Source organism: Psychrobacter sp. FME13, assembly GCF_014861395.1.
Classification (GTDB): domain Bacteria; phylum Pseudomonadota; class Gammaproteobacteria; order Pseudomonadales; family Moraxellaceae; genus Psychrobacter.
Window position 1 is genome coordinate 1 of sequence record NZ_RRYV01000019.1, and the last position, 21,897, is coordinate 21,897.

The 21,897-nt window shown below is 41.2% G+C and carries 18 protein-coding genes; 12 read left to right on the forward strand and 6 right to left on the reverse strand.

What is annotated here, in order from left to right:
- Positions 1–185, forward strand: a 185-nt coding sequence (locus EI164_RS16925) for a hypothetical protein (RefSeq protein WP_225739101.1), incomplete at its 5' end; no start/stop codon positions are given.
- A gap of 105 nt (positions 186–290) precedes the next feature.
- Here the strand turns inward: EI164_RS16925 and EI164_RS04200 are convergent.
- Positions 291–428, reverse strand: coding sequence for a hypothetical protein (locus EI164_RS04200; protein ID WP_192518746.1), 138 nt, complete (start codon positions 426–428; stop codon positions 291–293).
- Positions 429–1,047: 619 nt separating this feature from the next.
- Positions 1,048–1,218 carry a hypothetical protein gene (locus EI164_RS04205; protein ID WP_192518747.1) on the reverse strand — a complete coding sequence of 57 codons (171 nt, stop codon included), beginning with the start codon at positions 1,216–1,218 and terminating at the stop codon, positions 1,048–1,050.
- 612 nt (positions 1,219–1,830) lie between these two features.
- Here EI164_RS04205 and aceE point away from each other — a divergent pair.
- Positions 1,831–4,632, forward strand: coding sequence for a pyruvate dehydrogenase (acetyl-transferring), homodimeric type (aceE, locus tag EI164_RS04210; RefSeq protein WP_192518748.1), 2,802 nt, complete (start codon positions 1,831–1,833; stop codon positions 4,630–4,632).
- A 25-nt stretch (positions 4,633–4,657) separates the two neighbouring features.
- A complete protein-coding gene (locus tag EI164_RS04215) occupies positions 4,658–6,373 on the forward strand; it encodes a 2-oxo acid dehydrogenase subunit E2 (protein WP_192518749.1) in 1,716 nt (571 codons plus the stop codon).
- Between the two features lie 140 nt (positions 6,374–6,513).
- Here EI164_RS04215 and EI164_RS04220 read toward each other — a convergent pair whose 3' ends face one another.
- Positions 6,514–7,146, reverse strand: coding sequence for an OmpW/AlkL family protein (locus EI164_RS04220; RefSeq protein ID WP_192518750.1), 633 nt, complete (start codon positions 7,144–7,146; stop codon positions 6,514–6,516).
- A 298-nt stretch (positions 7,147–7,444) separates the two neighbouring features.
- On the opposite strand from EI164_RS04220, the gene EI164_RS04225 reads away from it, so the two are divergent.
- Together EI164_RS04225 and EI164_RS04230 are read left to right on the forward strand one after the other, a co-directional pair.
- The gene (locus EI164_RS04225) at positions 7,445–7,621 is read left to right on the forward strand and encodes a hypothetical protein (protein WP_192518751.1); all 177 of its coding nucleotides are present in this window, start codon (positions 7,445–7,447) and stop codon (positions 7,619–7,621) included.
- 116 nt (positions 7,622–7,737) lie between these two features.
- Positions 7,738–8,721, forward strand: coding sequence for an ion transporter (locus EI164_RS04230; protein WP_192518752.1), 984 nt, complete (start codon positions 7,738–7,740; stop codon positions 8,719–8,721).
- A 94-nt stretch (positions 8,722–8,815) separates the two neighbouring features.
- Here EI164_RS04230 and EI164_RS04235 read toward each other — a convergent pair whose 3' ends face one another.
- The 3 genes from EI164_RS04235 to EI164_RS04245 form a co-directional block, all read right to left on the reverse strand.
- Entirely contained in the window at positions 8,816–9,454 is a 639-nt protein-coding gene (locus EI164_RS04235) for a TerD family protein (RefSeq protein WP_192518753.1), read from the reverse strand.
- A gap of 83 nt (positions 9,455–9,537) precedes the next feature.
- The gene (locus EI164_RS04240) at positions 9,538–10,608 is read right to left on the reverse strand and encodes a helix-turn-helix transcriptional regulator (RefSeq protein WP_192518773.1); all 1,071 of its coding nucleotides are present in this window, start codon (positions 10,606–10,608) and stop codon (positions 9,538–9,540) included.
- A gap of 282 nt (positions 10,609–10,890) precedes the next feature.
- Positions 10,891–13,683, reverse strand: coding sequence for an ATP-binding protein (locus tag EI164_RS04245; protein WP_225739102.1), 2,793 nt, complete (start codon positions 13,681–13,683; stop codon positions 10,891–10,893).
- A 390-nt stretch (positions 13,684–14,073) separates the two neighbouring features.
- Between EI164_RS04245 and rsmG the strand changes: the two genes are divergently transcribed.
- From rsmG to lpxK, 7 genes are all read left to right on the forward strand, one after another.
- Positions 14,074–14,790 (forward strand): 16S rRNA (guanine(527)-N(7))-methyltransferase RsmG, encoded by a 717-nt coding sequence (rsmG, locus tag EI164_RS04250; protein WP_192518755.1) that lies wholly within the window; start codon positions 14,074–14,076, stop codon positions 14,788–14,790.
- 250 nt (positions 14,791–15,040) lie between these two features.
- Positions 15,041–15,817: a ParA family protein gene (locus EI164_RS04255; protein WP_192518756.1), complete on the forward strand. Its 777-nt coding sequence runs from the start codon at positions 15,041–15,043 to the stop codon at positions 15,815–15,817.
- Between the two features lie 138 nt (positions 15,818–15,955).
- A complete protein-coding gene (locus EI164_RS04260) occupies positions 15,956–17,110 on the forward strand; it encodes a ParB/RepB/Spo0J family partition protein (protein WP_192518757.1) in 1,155 nt (384 codons plus the stop codon).
- Between the two features lie 85 nt (positions 17,111–17,195).
- The gene (locus EI164_RS04265) at positions 17,196–17,933 is read left to right on the forward strand and encodes a MotA/TolQ/ExbB proton channel family protein (protein ID WP_225739103.1); all 738 of its coding nucleotides are present in this window, start codon (positions 17,196–17,198) and stop codon (positions 17,931–17,933) included.
- A gap of 168 nt (positions 17,934–18,101) precedes the next feature.
- Positions 18,102–18,533, forward strand: a complete 432-nt coding sequence (locus EI164_RS04270; RefSeq protein ID WP_192518758.1) for an ExbD/TolR family protein — start codon at positions 18,102–18,104, stop codon at positions 18,531–18,533.
- 193 nt (positions 18,534–18,726) lie between these two features.
- Positions 18,727–20,514, forward strand: coding sequence for a lipid A export permease/ATP-binding protein MsbA (gene msbA / locus EI164_RS04275; RefSeq protein WP_192518759.1), 1,788 nt, complete (start codon positions 18,727–18,729; stop codon positions 20,512–20,514).
- A gap of 140 nt (positions 20,515–20,654) precedes the next feature.
- The gene (lpxK, locus tag EI164_RS04280) at positions 20,655–21,791 is read left to right on the forward strand and encodes a tetraacyldisaccharide 4'-kinase (RefSeq protein WP_192518760.1); all 1,137 of its coding nucleotides are present in this window, start codon (positions 20,655–20,657) and stop codon (positions 21,789–21,791) included.
- Positions 21,792–21,897 lie beyond the last annotated feature (106 nt).

A 21,897-nucleotide genomic window follows, 5' to 3' on the forward strand; every position in this document is an offset into this window, starting at 1 on the left:
CTTTTACATCAATTATGGCTACGTCTGATGCCAGCATACTTTTTAGAACACCACCGGATTTCAATCATCTTGCCATTTATTTTTCGCATCAAAGGTATATGGCCGTAATTTTTGCTATCAATACTGGCGAGTGCGCTAGCCGGGTAAGCTTCACCCGTAAAGACCATATTGGCGGGAATAGGTAGTATCACCGCCATATCCCTAATGTCTTTGTCTAGTGCATTGGTATAAGTTGCTTTGTATTGAACGATGGTGCCAGTGGGTGCGGTGCGTATCGGTATATAGCTGGTTTAACCTTCAGCATCCTTCATCACTTTGGTTGCTGTTAGTGTCATCTTTAATGCATTATTAGCCTGAGCAGTATTTAATAAAAATATCGATGCTAAACTTGTTAATACAGCACCACGTAAAATATCAAAACCTTTCATATCGTGTTCCTTGCATAACATACATTGTTACTATTCATACAATCCCGTTTTGTGCATCTTAATATAGGTATTTGTAGTTCAGCAATAGGGCGCTAGTCTAGGGCATGTCCTTAATTCAATCGATAGTTATCTAAATGGGTTAAAAATAGCTAAATCTTGCCAAACGGCGTCAAATAGCTGACTAATATCTCGATATTATCTGCGCTATTTTCCTTGTTTGACGGCAATTTATCTCATTTTTATCACCATTTCTAAAATGAGGACACGCCCTAGTAAGGATAAGCGTTTTTGAGTGTAACAAAAAAAATATAAAAATCTATAATGAATAAGATAGGTTGCGTGTTGAGGTCACCGAATGGCAGAGTTTCGATTTGATACAGTCTAAATTTAGACACTTTATCAATGACTTTATTCTAACCAAATTTATTGAGAGAAGTGTTGCTCTTGTTAGCGATTAAGCACTCTATTTGTATTCAAATGCAATGTAGTTTTAATGTAGGACTTGTGGAACTCAGACATGGACAAATTAAAAGTATTTATTGCAGCAGTGCATTGTTGATTATGAAGAAGTAAAGATTTACTAAGGCATATAAGCAGCCAAACCAGTATTACTTTATGACTATATCTTAGGTGTTGTCGAGTAGGTAGCAGTTGCAGGCAGGTTCAAAGAGTTAGCTTTTGCATTAATAGTGACTAATATAGCCATAATAAAAATAGCAGCAGTTGTGATGGCAAACATGAGCGTAGAGCCGGAGTAATATTTGCAGCCACGAATTTGACTTTTTTGCATTTAACTTCCTGAAATAATATTCACTGTAACAACAGTTCTGCTATATAAAAGACGAAATTTATTATATCTGTATGATAAGGATTTTATGGTTTAGCCCATAGCTAAAAAAGATGAAAGGTGTGATTAAGCGATAAAATGTCATGCTGTAAAACAGTTAACAGTAGTAAGACCAAAGACATGTTATTTTAGTAAATATTTACTTAGCAACTAATCATTATTTATTTAAAAAATACTTGTCATATTACCATTTCTCTACAGCTATAAACATCTATGTCAGAAGAGCCTATAATGAAGAGTTATTATCATCTGATAATTGACTGTAGAGGCCAAAGGCAACTTTGCCTTTATTATCTAGCTGTTCCATTTATAAGGAATAAGAGACACTGCTGTTTTCTTTTTGATTGGTTATGTTGGGCAGCTATCTATTATGCAGCGACTATGTTTATGAAGCCGTTAAATACAGCCCTATAAACCTAACCTGTGAAATGTCATTTCTTAAAATTAACAAGGAAGTCATTGAGCAAACGATTTATGTAAGACAGTATTGATTGATACTTGATTTAATAACTCCCTGCCACTATGCAGGGCTGACTGATAAAAAAGGACAATAAGATGAACTATTATAAGGATGCTGATAGCACCGAAACACAGGAATGGCTGCAAGCCTTTGAGTCTGTACTCAAACATGCGGACAAAGATCGTGCTCAGTTTTTGCTAAAAGCTCTATACAACATGGCGGTTCAAGAAGGACTGCCATTCAATCGTTTGGATACCGCTTATATAAATACGATCGCGGTCGAAGATGAAGCGATGTATCCTGGTGATTTGACCATTGAGCGTAAAATTCGTGCTTTGATTCGTTACAATGCATTGGCCATGGTGATGCGTGCGAACAAAAATGATGATGACTTGGGTGGTCATTTGGCGACATTTGCCTCTAGTGCAACGCTTTATGAAACTGGTTTTAACCATTTCTTCCGTGCGGCTAGTGATCATTTCGGTGGTGATATGATTTATTACCAAGGTCACTCAGCGCCAGGTATCTATGCTCGCTCTTATTTAGAAGGTCGCTTGACTGAAGATCAGCTCGATAATTTCCGTCGTGAAGTCGGTGGTAAAGGTTTATCAAGCTATCCTCATCCATATTTAATGCCGGATTATTGGCAGTTCCCAACGGTATCGATGGGACTTGGTCCAATCATGTCTATTTATCACGCCCATGTACATCGTTATATGGAAAACCGTGGGCTGTTGGAAAAAGAAGGCCGTAAAATTTGGACATTCTTAGGCGATGGTGAAACTGATGAGCCAGAAAGCTTAGGAGCGATCTCTCTTGCTGGCCGTGAGAAACTGGATAACTTAATTTGGGTCGTCAACTGTAATTTGCAGCGTCTTGATGGTCCGGTACGTGGTAATGAGAAAATCATCCAAGAGCTAGAATCTGTATTCCGCGGTGCAGGTTGGCGAGTAATTAAAGTTATTTGGGGTGGTAAGTGGGACAGTCTACTAGCCAATGACCATACAGGTGTGTTGAAACAGCGTATGGAAGAAGTGGTTGATGGTGAGTATCAGTTATATGAAGCCCGTACGCCTGAATTTACTCGCAAGCACTTTTTCAACAAGTACCCAGAGCTAGAAGAAATGGCTAATGCGTTATCTGATGAAGATATATCACGCCTAAACCGTGGTGGTCATGATCCAATGAAGGTATATGCTGCCTTTAGTGAAGCTATGAAAACCAAAGGTCAGCCAACCGTTGTCTTGGTCAAAACTGTGAAAGGTTACGGCTTATCTACTCAAACACAAGCTGTCAATAAGTCACATCAGATTAAGAAACTGGATCAAGAAGCTTTGATGTATTTCCGTGATCGTTTTGATCTGCCATTTACCGACGAACAGCTAGAGACTCTACCATTCTACCGCCCTGAAGAAGGTTCAGCGGAGATGAAGTATCTCAAAGGTCGTCGAGAAGCATTGGGTGGTCACTTGCCTAATCGCCGTAGTGGCCATATTCCATTGAATATCCCTGAGCTATCGATTTTTGATCGAGTACTAAAAGGTAGTAATGGCAAAGAACAATCCACCACGATGATGTTTGTACGTTTATTGTCAGCAATGCTAAAGAATAAAGACATTCAAGATCGTGTTGTACCAATCGTACCTGATGAAGCACGTACTTTTGGTTTGGAAGGTATGTTCCGTCAATTAGGCATTTACTCAGCTGTTGGTCAAAAGTATACGCCTGAAGATAGCGAAGCGTTAATGGGCTACAAAGAAGCTATTGATGGTCACATGTTAGAAGAAGGCATCAATGAAGCAGGCGCCATGAGTACTTGGATTGCATTGGCAACCAGTTACTCTGTAAACGCATTACCGATGATTCCGATGTATATTTATTACTCCATGTTCGGTTTCCAACGTGTGGGTGATTTGGCTTGGGCAGCAGGTGATTGTCAAGCACAAGGTTTCTTGTTAGGGGCTACGGCTGGTCGTACAACGCTGAATGGCGAAGGCTTACAGCATCAAGATGGCCACTCACAAATTCTATTCAATGTCGTACCAAACTGTGTCAGCTATGATCCTTGCTTTGGTTATGAGCTAGCAGTCGTTATGCATGATGGGCTACGCCGTATGTATGGTGAAGGCGAACGCGTTTATTATTACTTGACGTTGATGAACGAAAACTACGAGCAACCTGCTATGCCAGAAGGTGCTGAAGAAGGTATCAAACGTGGTATGTACCTGCTTGAAGATAATGGCTCAACGCAAGTACAGCTATTGGGCTCTGGTGTTATCTTACGCGAAGTACAAAAAGCGTCACAGATTCTAAAAGATGAGTTCAATATCACCTCCAATGTTTGGAGTGTGACTAGCTTCAACGAGCTGACTCGTGACGGCATGGTTTGTGATGATTACAACCGTCTACATCCAATGGAAGAAGAGAAAGTGCCTTGGGTTACAGAGCAGTTGGCACCGCACGAAGGTATCGTGGTTGCAGCGACCGATTATATGCGCAACTATTCTGAGCAAATCCGTGCTTGGTTGCCAGACAACCGTCCTTATACCACTTTGGGTACTGATGGTTATGGTCGTTCTGATACGCGTGAAAACCTACGCAGCTTCTTCAACGTTGATGCTGCACACATTGTGGTGGCAACGCTGAAACGTCTAGCTGATGAAGGTGAAGTTGAGATGCGTTTGGTGAAAGACGCGATTTCAAGCTTAGACATTGATGTGGATCATCCACCTGCATGGCAACAACAGTCTTATTATGATCATTCTCCAGATGCACCAGCACCAGGTAATGTAAACCCAAATCCGGTACCTGAGTTTATCGCTGAAGACGATGATGAAATCAGTAATGAAAATCAAGCGGATGCAAATTTACCGAATAATGGTGATGTCAAAGAATAATAATCATAAGACAAGGAGATAACCCATGGATATTAAAGCCCCAGATTTGGGTGTTGATAGCGCTGAAGTCAGCGAAATTATGGTAGAAGTTGGTGATGTTATCGCAAAAGATGACAACATCGTGTTATTAGAATCAGACAAGGCATCGGTAGAAGTACCAAGCTCTGCTGCTGGCAAAGTCACCAAAATTAGTATTGCTGTTGGTGACCAAGTTAGTGAAGGCATGGTACTGATAGAGCTTGAGAGTGATGAAGGTACTGCCGAAACAGCAGCGGTAACCAGTAGTGACTCTTCTAGCGATGAGCCTGCTGAAAGTGAACGCGCTCCAGAAAGCCAAGCGGTTGAAGAGAGTCAGACTGAGGAAGCTGATGACAGCAGTAGTGATGAGCCTGCAGCAGCGGCTACTTATGCCTTGCCAGATTTAGGTGTGGATGAGGCACAAGTTGCTGAAATCATGGTTAGTGTTGGCGATACTGTTAATGCAGATGAATCGATTTTATTGATTGAATCTGATAAAGCTTCAGTCGAAGTGCCTGCACCTGTGTCAGGTACGGTCGAGAAGATTTTGGTTCAAGCTGGTGACATGGTTGCCAACGGTCAAGATTTCATTGTGATTGTAGGTAATGCACCTGCTGCTAAAAAAGCCAGTACAGAGACCTCTAAACCAAAAGCGCCTACATCAGAGCAACCAAAAGCTGAGAAAGCAGCGGCTGATACTGTTGCAAGCGAACCAAAGCAAGCAACAAAATCGTCAACGCCTACTACAGCTGCTAGCAATAAAAATGACAAGCTGACAGAAGCCCAAGTAAATGAAAAGCTAGTCGATGTCTATGCAGGTCCAGCTGTACGTAAGCTGGCACGTCAGTTAGGTGTGGATATCACGAAAGTGAGCGGTTCGGCACTGAATGATCGTATTCTAAAAGAAGATTTGTTTGCGCATGTTAAAGAAAGTCTAAGCACTCAAAAAGCGGCACCTGCTAGTGGCAATGTGGCTACTTCAAGCCTGCCAACATTACCAGACATGAGTAATACCGAGATTTGGGGTGAAACATCGGCGCAAGATCTTAGCCGTCTACAGAAGGTCTCGATACCTCAACTCAATTACAATACATTGTTGCCGCAAGTAACGCAGTTCGATTTGTCTGACATCACTGAGACCGAAAAACTACGTGGCGAGTTAAAAGGCGGTATGAAAGCAGAAGGTATTGGCTTTACTATTTTAGCCTTCGTGGTCAAAGCGACTGCTTATGCGTTAACCCAACATCCACGCTTTAACAGTCACTTAAGTGATGACAATACTCAAGTTATCTTGCGTAAAAGTGTCAATATGGGTATCGCAGTGGCAACAGATGATGGCCTCATTGTACCTGTTATCAAAAACGTACAAGACAAGGGTCTGAAGCAAATTGCTATTGAGATTGGCGAGTTGGCAGTTAAAGCTCGTGATAAGAAGCTCAGCACTAAAGATTTACAAGGGGCGAGTTTCACCATATCGAGCCAAGGTAACTTGGGCGGTACGGCATTTACACCATTAGTAAACTGGCCGCAAGTAGGTATTTTAGGGGTGTCAGAAGCGAGTATGCAGCCACGTTGGGATGCTAAGAAGCAAAGCTTTGAGCCACGTTTGATGCTACCGTTATCACTGTCTTATGATCATCGTGTGATTAATGGAGCAGATGCTGCAGTATTTACGCGTTATATTGCAACGTTACTGGCGGATCCACGTCGTATTTTGCTATAAACTCAACGATATAATAGTACTGGTTCAAGAAAGGCTATCTACGGATAGCCTTTTCTATTGATACAATTGTCATTTTATTAAATGATAAAGATAAAAAAGCCAGCTTAATAGCTGGCTTTTTTATTCATGACATTAGTACATTAGAAGCTTTTTACATAAGCAACACCATATACCCAAGGACTGATATCTACTTCGCCGAGGTTCTCACCATTTAGACTGACGTCTGATTCGATGTCGATATAGCGTGCATCAATACGGAAGGCGTCTGTTGACGTCAATGGGAAGTCAACACCGATATGGCCAGCAACACCTACACTATCATCAATATCTAAATCAGCTGCATCACCTGTATATAGCTTTTCTTTAAAGAACGTAGTGTAGTTAACACCAACACCGACAAAAGGTTTGATGTTCATCGGCATATTGTCATAGTCGAAGTGATATTGTAAAGATAGGGTTGGGGGTAAGTGTTGAGTTTCGCCTTCAATTGTGTCGCCATCAGCAGTTGTTAAGGTAATGTCATGATTGAATGGAATCGCTGCCAATAATTCAACACCAACATTATTAGCGATGAAGTACTCACCAGTAAGTGTTGGGCGCGCATCGCCGCCAACATCAACAGAGAGTGCACCATCTGCAAGAGTACCATTGTCACTCTTAGGGTCTACATAGTGTGCACCAGCAGCGATAGACCAAGAGCCAGCAGGCACAGCAAAAGCAGTGGTCATCGTAAGTGCAGTAGCAGCGGCTAAAACTAGGGATTGTAGTTTCATCGTTTGGTTCCTCAATGTGAGAGATTATGGGTCAGTTTCTAATGAGGGATAACATTAGTCACGGATACACAATGTTATGATTATTGATTAACCTGTAACATTATAGCTCTATTATAATACAAATCCGCTTTAACTGTAAGGTTTTAAACGTATATTCAATTCTTTTATTTCATAAGCTACAATAAGAATTGTTTATGCGTCATTTATTGTATAAATGATGATGGTATAAAAATAGGCGTAATATATTATGATCGGCTATTGTAGTAATTCTCCTCTGCGCTGTAAACATGCGCGTTCTATGAAAATGTTGAATCGTATAGATTCTTGTTGTCCAGAGTGCAGTCTATTTCTACTGCCGGCACAAGATGTCAGTCAGCAACTACATGCTGATGAGCAGTTCTTACAATTCGCTATGATGGCAATTGTTTTTACATTATTTACGGTAGTTTATATTTATTATTTAGACTTTATATAATAACTTACCGTATTGTCTAACCAGTATTGATTTTCACTACGAGCAGTACTCTTAGAGCGCTATACTGTTCAGTATATTACTAATATAAGACCGGTGTTTCACCGCATAGGGATGGCATGCTACTTCAATATATACGGCGCTTACGTATTTTTGTTTATAATATTTTGCAGAATGAGGAGCATGATACGCTCTTTAGTCGTTATGTTGATTATTTTTTGATACTTCTCATCATGACCAATGTGGCCGCAGTTATTGCAGAGTCAGTTGATACTTGGTACTACCCTTATCAAGACTATTTTACATGGTTTGAAAACTTTTCAATTGTGGTGTTTTCTATCGAATATCTACTGCGCTTGTGGAGCGTTGCTGAAGTTAAGCCAGATGGTATGACTTGGCGACAGCGATGGAATTGGCTAAAAAGTCCGTCTGCAATGATTGATTTGATTGCTATCATTCCTGCATTTCTGAATTTCTTTGTCTCTATTGATTTACGTTTCTTACGTATTCTGCGTTTATTTCGTATTCTCAAACTCACGCGCTATTTTGCTTCTTTACGTATTTTGTTAGTGGTTATCAGTAAAGAAAAAGGCTCGTTCCAAGCTGTCATCTTTATTTTGATTATTATGATCGTAACCGCATCTAGTGGTATTTATTTGGTAGAAAACCATGCCCAGCCAGAAGAGTTTGAGTCGATACCCAAAGCAATGTGGTGGGCGGTAGTTACGCTAACAACAGTGGGTTATGGTGATGTCACGCCCATTACTAATGCTGGTAAAATACTGGGTGCAGTTATTACTATTTTAGGTGTGGGTCTAGCAGCACTACCTGCCGGTATTCTCGCGACCGGTCTAGCAAATGAGCTTGCTCAACGTCGTGAAGAGCTTGAACAGCACTTTCGAGAGCAGCTAATCGATAGTGATTTTGATTTGGTACAGAATCAGATGATGGTTGATAAGATTCGTCGCAAGTTAGGCTTGGATAAAGAGCAAGCGCAAAATATTGTCTTGCAAGTATTACGTGAGCAAGCATTGGAACGCCGTGAAAAAGCAGTTGAAGTACGACAAAAGAATTTTTGCCCGCATTGCGGTGAGCCGTTGTAAAGCAGCGGCTCTCGGAGATAGTGTTCTTTTTGCCATTTCATTGTTGATGATAGAGGCTTAGAGTGACTAAGCTGACTATTTTGAGTGTTTGATGTTATAAGCCTTGTGACGGAAGTGCACGTGCTAGCTCATATGCTACTTCTTGTGCGGCAGTTGCTAGGTTTTCGGCAGGCAGTGGTAAGTTTTGTAATGTTAAATGCCAGTCTTCTACTTCTCGACGCAAATGCGCCACCCAAAGTGTCGTGCAGTCACGTGGTAGTTTTTTTAGGTTAACTTCAAAACAGTGATTACCTTCATCATCGCTCAAATGAATTTCGCCTTTTTGAACTCTAGAAAATGGATGACCATGGTAAGAGTTGGCAAGCATAGCGATATGAGTGATATGAGCTGGAATTTTATTTAAATACAGTCGGATTTGCTCCTGATCAAGGGGTGCTAAATACATGGCTTGTTCGCCGCGATCTTTACCGTTCAGGCTATCACCCTGATGTTTAACTGATTCAGCTGTATCACGCAATTGTTTGAACCAGACGATATCACTAATATTACAGTTTTTGTCATACAGTACGCATGCTAAATCAATATCAATCGCACTTTGGTCTTTTTTAAAGCGCTTAAACATACCTTTCGGCTCAATTTTTGTAAATTCATAGTTTAGCGCAAAAAACAAAGTTCCCGAATCTAAGCCCAGTCCTCTTAAACTGTCTGACAGTGATGGGGCAGTGACTGACATAATAGTCCTTATTCGTTTCTAATTTTTTAAATGATCGTAAAATCTGCATCTTGGTAAGATTTTGACAATATGAATATCGGTTGTTACTTGTTGTCGAGAGACTTGTCTAATACGGCTTGATATAACAGCTTAGGTTTGGCGTTTAGTAAACCACTACCAAAACCACGTAACCACCAAACCAGCTGCGAGGTTAGGTTGACCGTTGCTTGAATAGTTAGCGTATTATCATCCAATGTGACGATTTGATCGTCACTGAGCTTGCTTTCAGTAAGGCTCTTGCCTGCTTGCTTAGTGAATTGTAGCTCGATGGCGGTGTTTTTTCCATGGTCAGGCAGCTCACTGAATAATGGATGACTAAAACCCATGCCACCTGCATCTAGATAAGTATCGAGTTGAAAGTTATCAGGTGTTTTTGCGGCACTCTCAAGTATCTCAACGCTAGAGAAACGGTGTAAGGCAAAGGTGCGAATGACCACTTCAGGATCGTCGATACGAGTCGCCAGCAAATAGATAATGACACCACGTTGGATGATAGCAATGGGGTTGAGGATATATTCGCTAGATTGCGACTTATCACTACGTGTATAGCAGGCCTTTATTTGTAACTGATAAAATAAGGCGTGATAAATATTGTCCTTACTATCTAAATCAATATGTGGCGCAATTAGCGGCTGTGTGGCGGGTTCGATACGTACTCTATCTATCCATGAGTGGGTAACTTTGCTGTTTTTGAGTTGGCGCCGTGCTAAGTCAAACCAAGGAAACAGCTCATCTAGGATAACGGGTGGAAGTAGTTGGGTGAGATTTGCTTCAACCATATTGAAAGCTACCGCTTGTGACAGGTTCATATGCGGTAAACTTTGTAATGGGGCATCATCTTTCCAGCGCCAACCTTGAGGGTTGGCATTGTTTTTTTCGATAGGGAATCGTTTTGCTAGAGCATTTAAATCACGTTGTACTGTACGTAGGCTGACAGCAAACCCCGCAAGTGTGAGCTGTTCGTAGATGTGTGTCGTGCCGACCCAACGATTGCGCTGTAGTTGTGATAATACTTGCCATTGTCGAGCAGTCGTCGCTGCACCATGTCGATTGTCACTATTATCTGTTGAGGCGCTGCTTTGTTCAGTCACTAGCGTTGTATCAGGCTCATTCATGGCTGTATTAGTTGAAATATTATCGGCGTTGTGCAGGTGTACAGTCATTAAGAGATAACCTTTATGAAGTATCGAGTCGGTTTATTTATATGGTAATTCTATATAAAGCAAATATGAAGTCTACGGTTAGTAGTAACTTTACTAGCCTTCCTTACATCTGAATTATTTAGATTCACCTATTTTGGCGTATTACTAGATATTTATCATCGCAGAAAACCACCGTAGCGTCTAGAGTATGTCTTCAATTCAATTAATAGTCATCAAAATGAGCAAAAAATATACTTAGATGCTGTCTATAGATTGTTTATTCTCTTTTTTATTCATGCTTAGTATTTCATTGGTGTTTACGTTTTCATTCTTTTTCTCATTGCCGTCGTTCTCATTTTTTTGTCTTTCCTTTTTACGCTTGTCTGCTTTTTTTTGACGTTTGGCTTTCTGTTTTTTCTTGTCTTTCTTTTTTACTTTTTTATCTTCAATGCCTTCATAGTCATCTTGGTTGTCGTCCCATAGCATCAAACGCTCTAAGATTTTGCCAAACAATGTGCCTTTGCGATAGCGTCCTTTTTTGTTCATAGTATCGATAGGTAAGCCCGTCATCAGTGTCAATGCTTCACTTAATGTATGGACGCCATAAATGTGAAACATACCAGCCTTGACCGCAGCAATAATATCATCACGCAGCATGAGCTGTTTGACGTTGGCCATGGGAATGACCACACCCTGCTGACCATTGAGCTCTTGCTCTCGGCAAGCATCGAAAAAACCAGCTATTTTAGAGTTGATACCGCCAACCGCTTGGACTTCGCCCAACTGATTCATGGATCCGGTAATAGCAAAAGATTGATCAATAGGGACGTTTGCTAAGGCAGACAATAGCGCACAGCCTTCACTGACAGTTGCACTATCGCCATCGATATGGGCGTAGCTTTGTTCAAAAGCGAGTGAGGCACTAAAGTTCAGTGCATGATGCTGACTAAATAATGCCCGTAAATAGCTGGTCATAATCAGCATACCTTTGGCGTGTAAGCTCCCACCCAAATCTACGTCACGCTCAATATCGAGAATTTCACCAGTACCGATGTTTGGTTGGATAACCGCAGTCAGACGGGCTGGCATGCCGAATTCACTATCAGCATAGCTGACAACGGTAAGCGCATTGACTTGTCCGATAGCGCTACCTTGTGTTTGAATCAGTTGCTGACCATTTTTGAGCTCATCCCAATATAAGTCACGTAAGTATCCTGAACGTTCGTCCATATCGTCGATGGCTTGTGTGACATGATAGGCCTCGACGATATTGTTACCGCTCAAACGTGCATGGCGGTTAGATTCATGTAGTAGCTTAATCAATAAATCACTATGTAGACTGAGTCGGTCTTGGTCTTCGGCCTGTAAGCTTAAATGCTCAAGTAGGGCAGCTTGTGCACTACGATCAAACGGATAAAGATTTGCATAGTCAATGATATCAGCCATTTTTGCCACTAGAGCCAATTCGTGCTCACTGGTACGAACCACATCATCATGAAAGTCGGCGCGAACTTTGAATACGGCATCAAACTCAGGTTCAAGTTCTAATAGTTCATAATATAAGTCGGCTTCGCCCAATAAAATTACCTTGATATCAAGGTCAATGGGTGCAGGCGCTAATGATAAACTCCCTGTTAAGGTAAGCATTTGCTCTAGGCTAGAGAGTTTTATTTTTCGTGACTGTAACGCGCGTTTGAGACCTTGCCAAGCATAAGGATGCTCTAGCAAGTGACTGGCTTCTAATAGTAGATAACCACCATTGGCACGATGTAAAGCACCAGCTCTAATCATACTGACATCAGTGGTTACTGTGCCTAATTGGGTGATTTGCTCAACATGACCCAGTAAATTCAAGTGCGTTGGCAAATCCTCAAAAATGACGGGTGCACCACTATCTGGCGTATGACTAACAATAACATTGACTGCGTAACGACTTGGTGTCGTGGTCAAAACTGCTTTTACAAACTCTTCATCATCACCATTAACGATACGCTCTACATGGGTCACCATATCGGTAAATACTGATTTTAGATAGTCAACGATCAGCGGTTGGTTGGCAAACTGTTTATAAATAGGAGTGAATAAAGGCTGTAGTGTGCGGCGTGCGATATTGCGATGTAGTGTTTCTATAGCATCGTTGGCCTCATCTTCTAATCGCTCTAAAGCAATAGTTAGCTGGCTCAAGCGTTTTTGCATATGGTTCTTTTGCACAAAATTATTCAGTTCAGATTCGTATTCACTGTTGCCGGATTTGGTGCGGCTATCATCGTTTGTATTATTGGAGTTGTTATCAGCACTGTCGTTCAGTCTGGCTGTATTATCGTGATGATCGTCTGCTATCGTTGATTTGTTTTTATTATCGTTAGATATTTTGTCTATTTCGGTTTCCTGATCGTTATCACTGTCTACCGTTAGCTGGCTTGGGTGTACGAACATGGCTTTATTATCAAATGAGCGAAACGTTAATGCTAAGTCGTACTGCTTACCTTCAGCATTGAGTGCTTCGTAAGCATGACTTTCTTTTTGATGCGTATCGTTTTTTATGGCTTCGATTTTGCTTTGATATTGATCGCTACGAAAGCGTTGGCTCAGCCGTTTTTTTGCTTGTTGCCAAAGACTGCTTACCTGCTGTTGAAGTAGTAATGCTTGACCAGCAGGCAGGCGCAACGCTAAAGGGGTGCGCGGATCGGTAAAATTATGCACATAAACCCAATCATCTGGTGTTGGTGCATCAGCTGCAATGCGCGTTAGCAAGCGGCTGATAACAGTGCGTTTACCTAAGCCGTTTTCTCCTGCAGCAAACACATGATAACCACTGGCCCGTATATCTAAAGCAGTGTGCAAGGCTTTTAGTGCCCGCTGCTGACCAAAACCAACATCTAAATCAGGTGCTGTACGTGTGTCTGTCGGCAGCTCGTTTGGCTCGCTATAACGCTTTAACTGGTCAGCGCTAATAAGGCAGCGTTGTTTTACTTCTATAAACAGTGGGTGCGGTGTATTTGTTTTTTCTTGCTCATCGTTTGTCAATTTAGCAGTGGGTGTTGCCATATTATTGGTATCTTTTTTATTAGTGTTTCGTGATATTTGAGAATTGGGTGCAGGTATCTGTTCAATCATAGGTATATGGTATATCGTCTTGAGAGGGTAGAGTAGCTATATTCGTTATGGATTTTGTGCCAGTTATTATTTATGTTGCACTTTGTGTGACTGAGATTGGCTATTTTGACCACTATTTTTTAAAATGAGGACGTGCTCTAGTGAGATGAGTAAAATAGATGAAAATTAACAGTGAGTTTACGACTACCGAAGTAGAATAACGTCTCAATCTAAGTGTAGATAGTATAAGATGTCTAACATTGGTGCAATCTGCAACTATTCAATGAGCAAAGTGCGTGATAAAATAGACGGTTAACATGTTAAAACTGGGTAACTCGTTGTATGTCAGATTCTGCTAAAACTACTTTGTCGTCTGCTAGTATCGGCAATATCCGTATTGATCCGACTGGCTTTGTTAAGCTTGGCTCACAATTACCAGCGTTAGCCAATATTTTAGCAAAGGCAATAAATGAGCTGGGTCTATCTTTAAGTGAGACACAGCAGCGCACATTATTATTGTACTTAGACCAGCTTTTGTTGTGGAATAAAGCGTATAATCTGACGGCGATTACCGATCCTGAAGAAGCTTTAATCAAACACGTGATTGATTGCCTGGCTATTATAACGCATTTGCCATCGGGGTCGTTACTTGATATCGGTACTGGTGCAGGATTACCTGCGGTAATTATTGCTATTTGTCAACCTGAGCGTCAATGTAGCGCACTTGATAGTAATCAGAAAAAAATCCGTTTTATTAAGCAGATTAGTAGCGAACTTGGTTTGAGTAATATGACGCCTATTGCTTCTCGTATTGAAGCGCATGAAGCGAGTTATGACGTGGTTACCTCTAGGGCCTTTGCTAGCTTGATAGATTTTGTTGAGGTGGCACAGCCAAGGCTGGCAAAAGACGGTTATTTATGTGCCATGAAAGGTAAGGTGCCGAGTGATGAAGAGTTACAGGTACTAGACAGTGATTGGCAGTTTAAAACCATTAAGCTAAAAGTGCCACGTTTGCATGACAGTCGTCATTTAATTGAATTGTTTCGCAAAAATGTCTAAGCTATGAGCACCTTTTAGTTAGCAAACAGCCATTACTTTTTTTGTGAACCAGAGTTTATGTCTGTATGACAACGACATAATGATTGAATGGCATTGATATCAAGCGAGCTGTTTGTATAATGAAGAGTTGATATGTCTTATGTCCCAAGGGACGATGCCTTGGCTTGACAGATTGAAATATTTGTAGCAAATATTGTAGTGGCTAAAGTAAAAATAATAGTAATAAATTCTAATTAAACTGAGTGAGTGTATGGAAATCATAGCAATCGCGAATCAAAAAGGCGGTGTGGGGAAAACCACGACAGCGGTAAATTTGACCGCTAGCTTGGCTGCTAAGCGTAAGCATGTATTACTGATTGACTTAGACCCACAAGGCAATGCGACCAGCGGCACAGGTGTAGATAAAAATGAGCTGACTCTGACCATCGCTGATGTCTTGCTTGATGGTGTCTCACTGTCGGAGGCGATTGTGACCAGTCCAGCAGGATTTGATGTGATTGGTGCTAATCGTGATTTGGCTGGTATGGATATCACCTTGATGAATAAAACTAATAGTCATGAACTGTTCAAGACAGCGATGGCGACATTAGTCAGCGATCAGATAGCGGCTAAAAAACCCGCTTATGATTATGTCGTGATAGACTGTGCACCCAGTTTGAACTTGTTGACGATTAATGCGCTGGTTGCCACCGATGGTGTTATTATTCCGATGCAGTGTGAATACTATGCATTAGAAGGTTTGGCAGATTTGTCACAGACGATTGAGCGACTAACTGAGCTAAATCCGAAACTGTATATACGCGGTGTCGTGAGGACGCTATTTGATGCGCGTAACACCTTGGCTCGTGATGTATCTGCTGAATTGGAGTCTCACTTTGGCGATATCATGTATAAGACACATATTCCAAGAAATATTCGCTTGGCAGAAGCACCTGCACATGGTTTACCTGTTATCGCGTACGAAAGATGGTCAAAAGGTGCTCGCGCTTATCAAAAGCTGGCCGCTGAAGTGATGAAACAAAGCTGATAGTTGTTAGTAATCAAAAAAAGTCTGGTTATAAGTACACAGAACAAATTAGACAAATAAGCATCGAATATCATATTTACGAGTAAGCCGCATCAATCATTATTTGGCTTTTATTTTAGCGTTAGAGGATAGGTAATCATGGCGAAGAAAAGAGGGTTGGCTGCCAACCGAGGCTTAGATGCCTTGTTAGGGTCAATCAAAAAAGAAAAGCAAATCACCGCCTCCGCCTTGCAAGATGATGTAGTGGCACGTGATAAGACTTTGCCAGCTGAAACACCAGATATTGATACGCGAAATGCGACTAACATGCCAGTCAATGAGAAACGGACTGCACAGCCCACAGAGACTGATACCGTAGCGAACGATACTGCTGAAAATGGCAATCGTAAGACACGAGCGGCACGCACTATTAATAAAAACGTTGCTAAAAATACTGCAAATAAGAACCGTGTGAATGCAGTAGAGGTTAGTAGTGAAGACCAAATTAGCTTGGTGCAAATCGATGTAACGCTTTTGCAAGCAGGAAAGTATCAGCCGCGCCGTGACATGAGTGAAACGGCACTTGCTGAATTGGCATCTTCGATTGAGCAGCATGGTGTTATGCAGCCTATCGTGATTCGACCATTATTGGCCAATGAAGATAAGAGTGAAGCGTTTGTTACCCATGAAATTATCGCCGGTGAACGTCGCTGGCGTGCTGCAAAAATGGCTGGTAAAGCCGTTATCCCAGCAATTGAGCGTGCATTATCTGATGAGTTGGCTATTGCACTTGCCTTGATTGAGAATATCCAACGTGAAGATTTGTCTGTGATTGAACAAGCAGCAGCGTTACAACGTTTTCATACTGAGTTTGGTATGAGTCATGCGATGATTGCGGAAGTTGTTGGCAAGGCACGTACAACAGTATCGAACTTGCTGCGCCTGAATCAGTTACACGACACGGTAAAAGACCATTTAGCAACCAGCGCACTAGATATGGGTCATGCTCGCACACTTCTAGCTTTATCTTCTGAACAACAGCCGATTATTGCCCAAAAAATAATCGATGGTGGGATGACCGTACGTGAAGCTGAAAAACTTGTTAAGTCAATTTTGCAACCGGTCTCTAAAACTAATCGTACCGAACAAGCACAGTCTCGTGATGCTGAGCGTTTGACACAGAGATTAACAGACATGCTTGGCGCTGAAGTTAAGCTTAAGCATAAAAAAGATGGGCATGGTAGTGTTGAGATATTCTTTCAAAATGAAGATCAGTTAGCAGCTTTGATTAAACACATAGAAGCACAGGCTTAAGATATTTATCAGGTTTGTCATGGTTGTACAAAGTTGAGCTATCTTAGTTACCACTATTTTTATAAAAGTATAAAAGAGAGTTAGTATGTGGGAGTTGGTAAAAGCAGGTGGTTGGTTGATGACGCCTATCGTAGTGTGCTCAATATTAGCACTAGTTATCATTATTGAGCGTAGTCATACTTTACAATTTAATAAAATTGTACCTGGCCGGTTACGCGAACAGCTGATAACTCGCCTACGTGAAAATGGTAGTATTGGCCGTACGCAATTGATGAATGTCAAAGAAAAGACACCTTTGGGTGATATTTTGGCGACTGGTTTGCTGTATCGTGAGTATGGTTTAGAGTCTATGACAATGCATATGCAGAACCGTGCGAGCGTGCAAGTGCATCAGTTAGAAAAAAATATTAATATGCTTGGCACCATAGGTGCAATCTCGCCGTTGCTTGGGTTGTTGGGTACGGTATTGGGTATTATTTCTTCGTTTTTGGCAATCACTGATGGCGCAATGCAAGACCCAACCATGCTTGCTGCTGGGGTGTCACAGGCATTGATTACTACTGCCGCTGGTATGATTGTGGCTATTCCTGCATTGGTTGGTTATCGTTATTTTCAGCGCCGTATCATTGATATCAATGCCCAGTTTGAGACCCAAGCGGGATTAATGATTCAAGAGCTGTATGATTACCATTTGTTAGGAAATACACAGAGTTTTGGTGCTAAAGAGTCTGATTCTAATGCATCGTTGGAAAATATCGTAGTGAGTACACCTGCGTTAGATGCCTTAAGCTCAAAGCATAAAGATGCAGCAGCGACTTCTTAATATTCTTGTTTATTTTATAAAAACCCCAAAAATATAATTGGCTGTGTCAAAATCGTTTAGCCTATAATGCATAGCATTTGCACTCGTTTTCCTTACTGTTTTTTTAGAAAATAGTATTTGTAGACGGTTGTATATGTCAAAGCACAGTAAAATATTAAAGAGAGTGATATGCGCTTTAGAAAACCAACCGTTGAACCACTTGAGATTAATCTAACACCAATGATTGATTGCTTACTATTTTTGATCGTGTTTTTGCTGCTTGCAACGTCGTTTAATCATTTTAGTCGTTTAAATATTATTCTTCCTGAAGCAGAAGGTGTTGAGCAAACAGAACAACAAAACAGCATCGAAGTAGCCGTTCAAGAAGATGGTAGTTATTTGGTCAATGGTATCACGCTTGCTAGCAGTAATGAGGCTGAATTGACCAGTATGCTACAGCAAGAAGCGGGTAGTAATCGTGACATGCTATTTGTAATTGCTGCAGATGCCAATGCCACTCATCAATCTGTTGTAAGGGTGATGGACATTGCGGGAAAATTAGGATTCTTGAACCTTAATATCAGCACAGTTGTGCCACTTGGTCAGCCGTTACCGCAGTAATAGATAGTCAATTTCTTATGAATCAGAGACGGTGTTATTTTCGCTCAGTCTACTATCTGTAGTGCTGTTACTCACTTTTTAATATCTGAATTATTGTGAATTGACGATTGCTGTTTTAGTGTCACAAACACTCCTATAAAACTGTACTTTGAGTACAGTCCATTCATACCAAGATACTCAAATTGAGGCTTTTATGAGCCAAGCATACCAACCCAACGCTAATAAAAATGCTGCTAAAAAGTTGTCAGCAAAGCCATCAAGCACCCCTAAACATCAGACGCTACTGCGTCTACTACGTTATCTCAAGCCTTACTGGTGGGCCTTGATACTGGTTATTTTAGGTTTTGCTATTAATGCGGGGACAGAGATATGGGTTGCCAAACTTTTACAGTACATCACTGATGCTATCAATCAAGGTGATCAGAGCAAACAGAATTTGTTTCCATTATTGATTGTGGTGTTGTTTTTTGTGCGTGGTTTAGGTAGTTTTTTGGGTAACTATTATTCTGCTTTGGTTTCGCGCAATTTGGTTTATGAGTTGCGAGTGGAAGTTTTTAATAAATTGTTGCGTCTACCAAGCTCATTTTATTTGGCCAATCCAGCAGGTACGATCTCGTCGAAGCTCATATTTGATGTTGAGCAGGTAACTGCTGCTAGTACAGAGTCAATGAAGACTGTACTACGTGATGGCTTGACAGTATTAGCATTGATAGGCTTTTTGCTCTATAGCAATTGGCGCTTAACCTTAATTTTGTTTCTCGTATTGCCGCCAATTCTGTGGCTAATTCGTATCGCATCCAAGCGCTACCTTAAGCTGTCTAAAGGTATTCAAGAGACGATGGGTGATGTCAGTCATATTACCAACGAAGTCATTGGTGGTTATCAAGTGGTCAAAAACTATGGGGGACAAGCATACGAGGCTGAACGTTTTAATAAAACATCAAAAAAGAACTTACGCCAAGGTATGAAAATAGTCGTTACAAATAGCATTAATACACCAGCCGTACAGCTGTTGATGGCAATAGCTATGTCGGTTGTTGTATGGCTCGCACTGCGTCCATCGGTGATTGATAATATTTCAGCTGGTGAGTTCATCTCCTATATAGCCGCTGCAGGGTTGCTCAGTAAACCTGTGCGTTCGCTAACGGATGTCAATCAAAAGCTACAAAAAGGTATCGCGGCAGGTGAGTCAATTTTTGCTTTGCTCGATGAGCCAGAAGAAAAAGATACAGGCACTCTTAGCTCGAACTTATCAGGTGAGATGAAACTGAATGATGTCAGCTTGGTGTACCCAGATTCAACAGTGGCACTGAGTGACTTCACTTTAGATATACGTGCAGGAGAGACCGTTGCATTAGTAGGACGAAGCGGAGCTGGTAAGTCATCCTTAGTTAATTTACTGACACGTACCTTATCAACTTCTTCAGGGCAGATTACGTTAGATGGTATGCCTATTGAAAATATTAAGTTAGAGAGTTTACGTTCTCAGATTGCGATGGTTAATCAACAAGTGGTGCTGTTTAATACCACAGTATTTAACAATATCGCTTATGGCAGCCTAGCCAATAAAACACAAGCTGAAGTTGAGCGTGCTGCTAAAGATGCTTTTGCTCATGATTTTATTATGCAAATGCCAAACGGCTATCAGAGTGAAATCGGAGCTGAAGGATTACAGTTATCTGGTGGGCAACGTCAACGTTTATCTATTGCTCGAGCGCTATTAAAAGATGCGCCAATTTTGATCTTAGATGAGGCGACCAGCGCGCTAGACAATGAGTCAGAGCATTATATTCAGCAAGCACTTGATAATGTGATGAAAGACCGCACGACCTTGGTGATTGCTCATCGATTAACGACCATTGAGTCAGCTGATCGCATTGCTGTGTTAGATGCTGGACAGATTGTAGAGTTAGGTACGCACCAAGAGTTGATGAAATTACAAGGCTATTATGCACAAATGTATGACCGCGACTTTGAATAAGTGTGTTTATTAGGGCGTGTTTAACCCTTCGAGTATGGCACTGACAGTATCTATTTGCGAATAGTTAATAGGGTCTAATATTTTGGAACGGTTTTACTATTTTAGCCATACTGAACTTATAGAATAAGTAGTCAATAATTATGAGCTTTGAGACGACAGTAACGCGAGCATGGCAACGCCAAGCTGGTTGGTTATGGTTATTGCTACCTATCAGTTGGCTGTACGGAATCATTTCGATGCTTCGCCGTCAGGCATACAAACTAGGTCTGTTAAAAAGTTATCGAGCCCCTGTCCCAGTGATGGTTATTGGTAATATCAGTGTTGGTGGTAGTGGCAAGACACCATTGATTATTGCTTTGGTAAATAAATTGCAAGGAGAAGGTATCAAGGTGGGTGTCATTAGCCGTGGTTATGGTGGTGATACTAATAAGATGCCATCATTGGTTAGTGCAGATAGCTTGCCTAGTGTGGTCGGAGATGAGCCCTGTTTAATTGTTAATACGACCAATGTGCCAATGGCGGTATGTCCCAATCGTAAACAGGCAATCACTACTTTGCTGGATAAGCACCCAGATTTGCAATTGGTTATTGCTGATGATGGTTTGCAGCATTATGCCTTACAACGTGATATCGAGTGGATTGTCGTCGATGCGTCACGGGGTTTTGGTAATGAACAATTACTCCCCACTGGATTTTTACGTGAACCTATTTCACGTTTAAAAGGCGCAACTGTTATCTATCATGAAAAGCTAAGCGCAGATTTAGATGATAGCAACGATGGAAATAGCCAGTATCAAAGCAGCCGTTTGACAATGCATCTGACAGCTGAAAATATGCAACGCTTGTGGCAACCTACTGTAGTCGCTCCTCAAGTAACTGATGTTCAAATAATTAGTATTAAGGCCAGTGCTGATGCGCCTAGTACTGGTAAAAAAGTACATGCTGTGAGTGGTATCGGCTATCCGCAGCGGTTTTTTGATACGCTAAGTTCACTGGGTTTTGATGTCATTGGGCATGCATATCCTGATCATCATGATTTTAGTTTGGCTGAGCTGTTGCAGTATCACGATTATCCGATTGTTATAACCAGCAAGGATGCAGTAAAAATAAAAGCCTTGTTATTCGAATATACAGCTAAGCAACCACTTAACGATGATTGCGAAAATCTGGTGAATAGGCTGTGGGTATTGCCGGTAACGGCTGCACTTTCTGATAGTTGTTATGATGCATTACAACAGCAGCTACAGACATTAGGCATCAGGACTGCACCGATATAAATACAATTGAGCCTGAGGAGTTTTTAGCCTAAGGCTTTGTGTTCATACGATCAGCAGTACCTATTTGTAACGGTTCAACATGCCCTAGTCAAAATATTGGAAATAC

Bases quoted from the DNA above. Each gene is read 5' to 3' on its own strand.
- EI164_RS04265 (WP_225739103.1), top strand. From the start codon at position 17,196: ATGTGGGAGTTGGTAAAAGCAGGTGGTTGGTTGATGACGCCTATCGTA.
- rsmG (WP_192518755.1), top strand. From the start codon at position 14,074: ATGTCAGATTCTGCTAAAACTACTTTGTCGTCTGCTAGTATCGGCAAT.
- EI164_RS04260 (WP_192518757.1), top strand. From the start codon at position 15,956: ATGGCGAAGAAAAGAGGGTTGGCTGCCAACCGAGGCTTAGATGCCTTG.
- EI164_RS04215 (WP_192518749.1), top strand. From the start codon at position 4,658: ATGGATATTAAAGCCCCAGATTTGGGTGTTGATAGCGCTGAAGTCAGC.
- EI164_RS04205 (WP_192518747.1), bottom strand. From the start codon at position 1,218: ATGCAAAAAAGTCAAATTCGTGGCTGCAAATATTACTCCGGCTCTACG.
- EI164_RS04245 (WP_225739102.1), bottom strand. From the start codon at position 13,683: ATGGCAACACCCACTGCTAAATTGACAAACGATGAGCAAGAAAAAACA.
- EI164_RS04200 (WP_192518746.1), bottom strand. From the start codon at position 428: ATGAAAGGTTTTGATATTTTACGTGGTGCTGTATTAACAAGTTTAGCA.
- EI164_RS04270 (WP_192518758.1), top strand. From the start codon at position 18,102: ATGCGCTTTAGAAAACCAACCGTTGAACCACTTGAGATTAATCTAACA.
- EI164_RS04235 (WP_192518753.1), bottom strand. From the start codon at position 9,454: ATGTCAGTCACTGCCCCATCACTGTCAGACAGTTTAAGAGGACTGGGC.
- msbA (WP_192518759.1), top strand. From the start codon at position 18,727: ATGAGCCAAGCATACCAACCCAACGCTAATAAAAATGCTGCTAAAAAG.
- EI164_RS04230 (WP_192518752.1), top strand. From the start codon at position 7,738: ATGCTACTTCAATATATACGGCGCTTACGTATTTTTGTTTATAATATT.
- EI164_RS04240 (WP_192518773.1), bottom strand. From the start codon at position 10,608: ATGAATGAGCCTGATACAACGCTAGTGACTGAACAAAGCAGCGCCTCA.
- lpxK (WP_192518760.1), top strand. From the start codon at position 20,655: ATGAGCTTTGAGACGACAGTAACGCGAGCATGGCAACGCCAAGCTGGT.
- aceE (WP_192518748.1), top strand. From the start codon at position 1,831: ATGAACTATTATAAGGATGCTGATAGCACCGAAACACAGGAATGGCTG.
- EI164_RS04225 (WP_192518751.1), top strand. From the start codon at position 7,445: ATGAAAATGTTGAATCGTATAGATTCTTGTTGTCCAGAGTGCAGTCTA.
- EI164_RS04255 (WP_192518756.1), top strand. From the start codon at position 15,041: ATGGAAATCATAGCAATCGCGAATCAAAAAGGCGGTGTGGGGAAAACC.
- EI164_RS04220 (WP_192518750.1), bottom strand. From the start codon at position 7,146: ATGAAACTACAATCCCTAGTTTTAGCCGCTGCTACTGCACTTACGATG.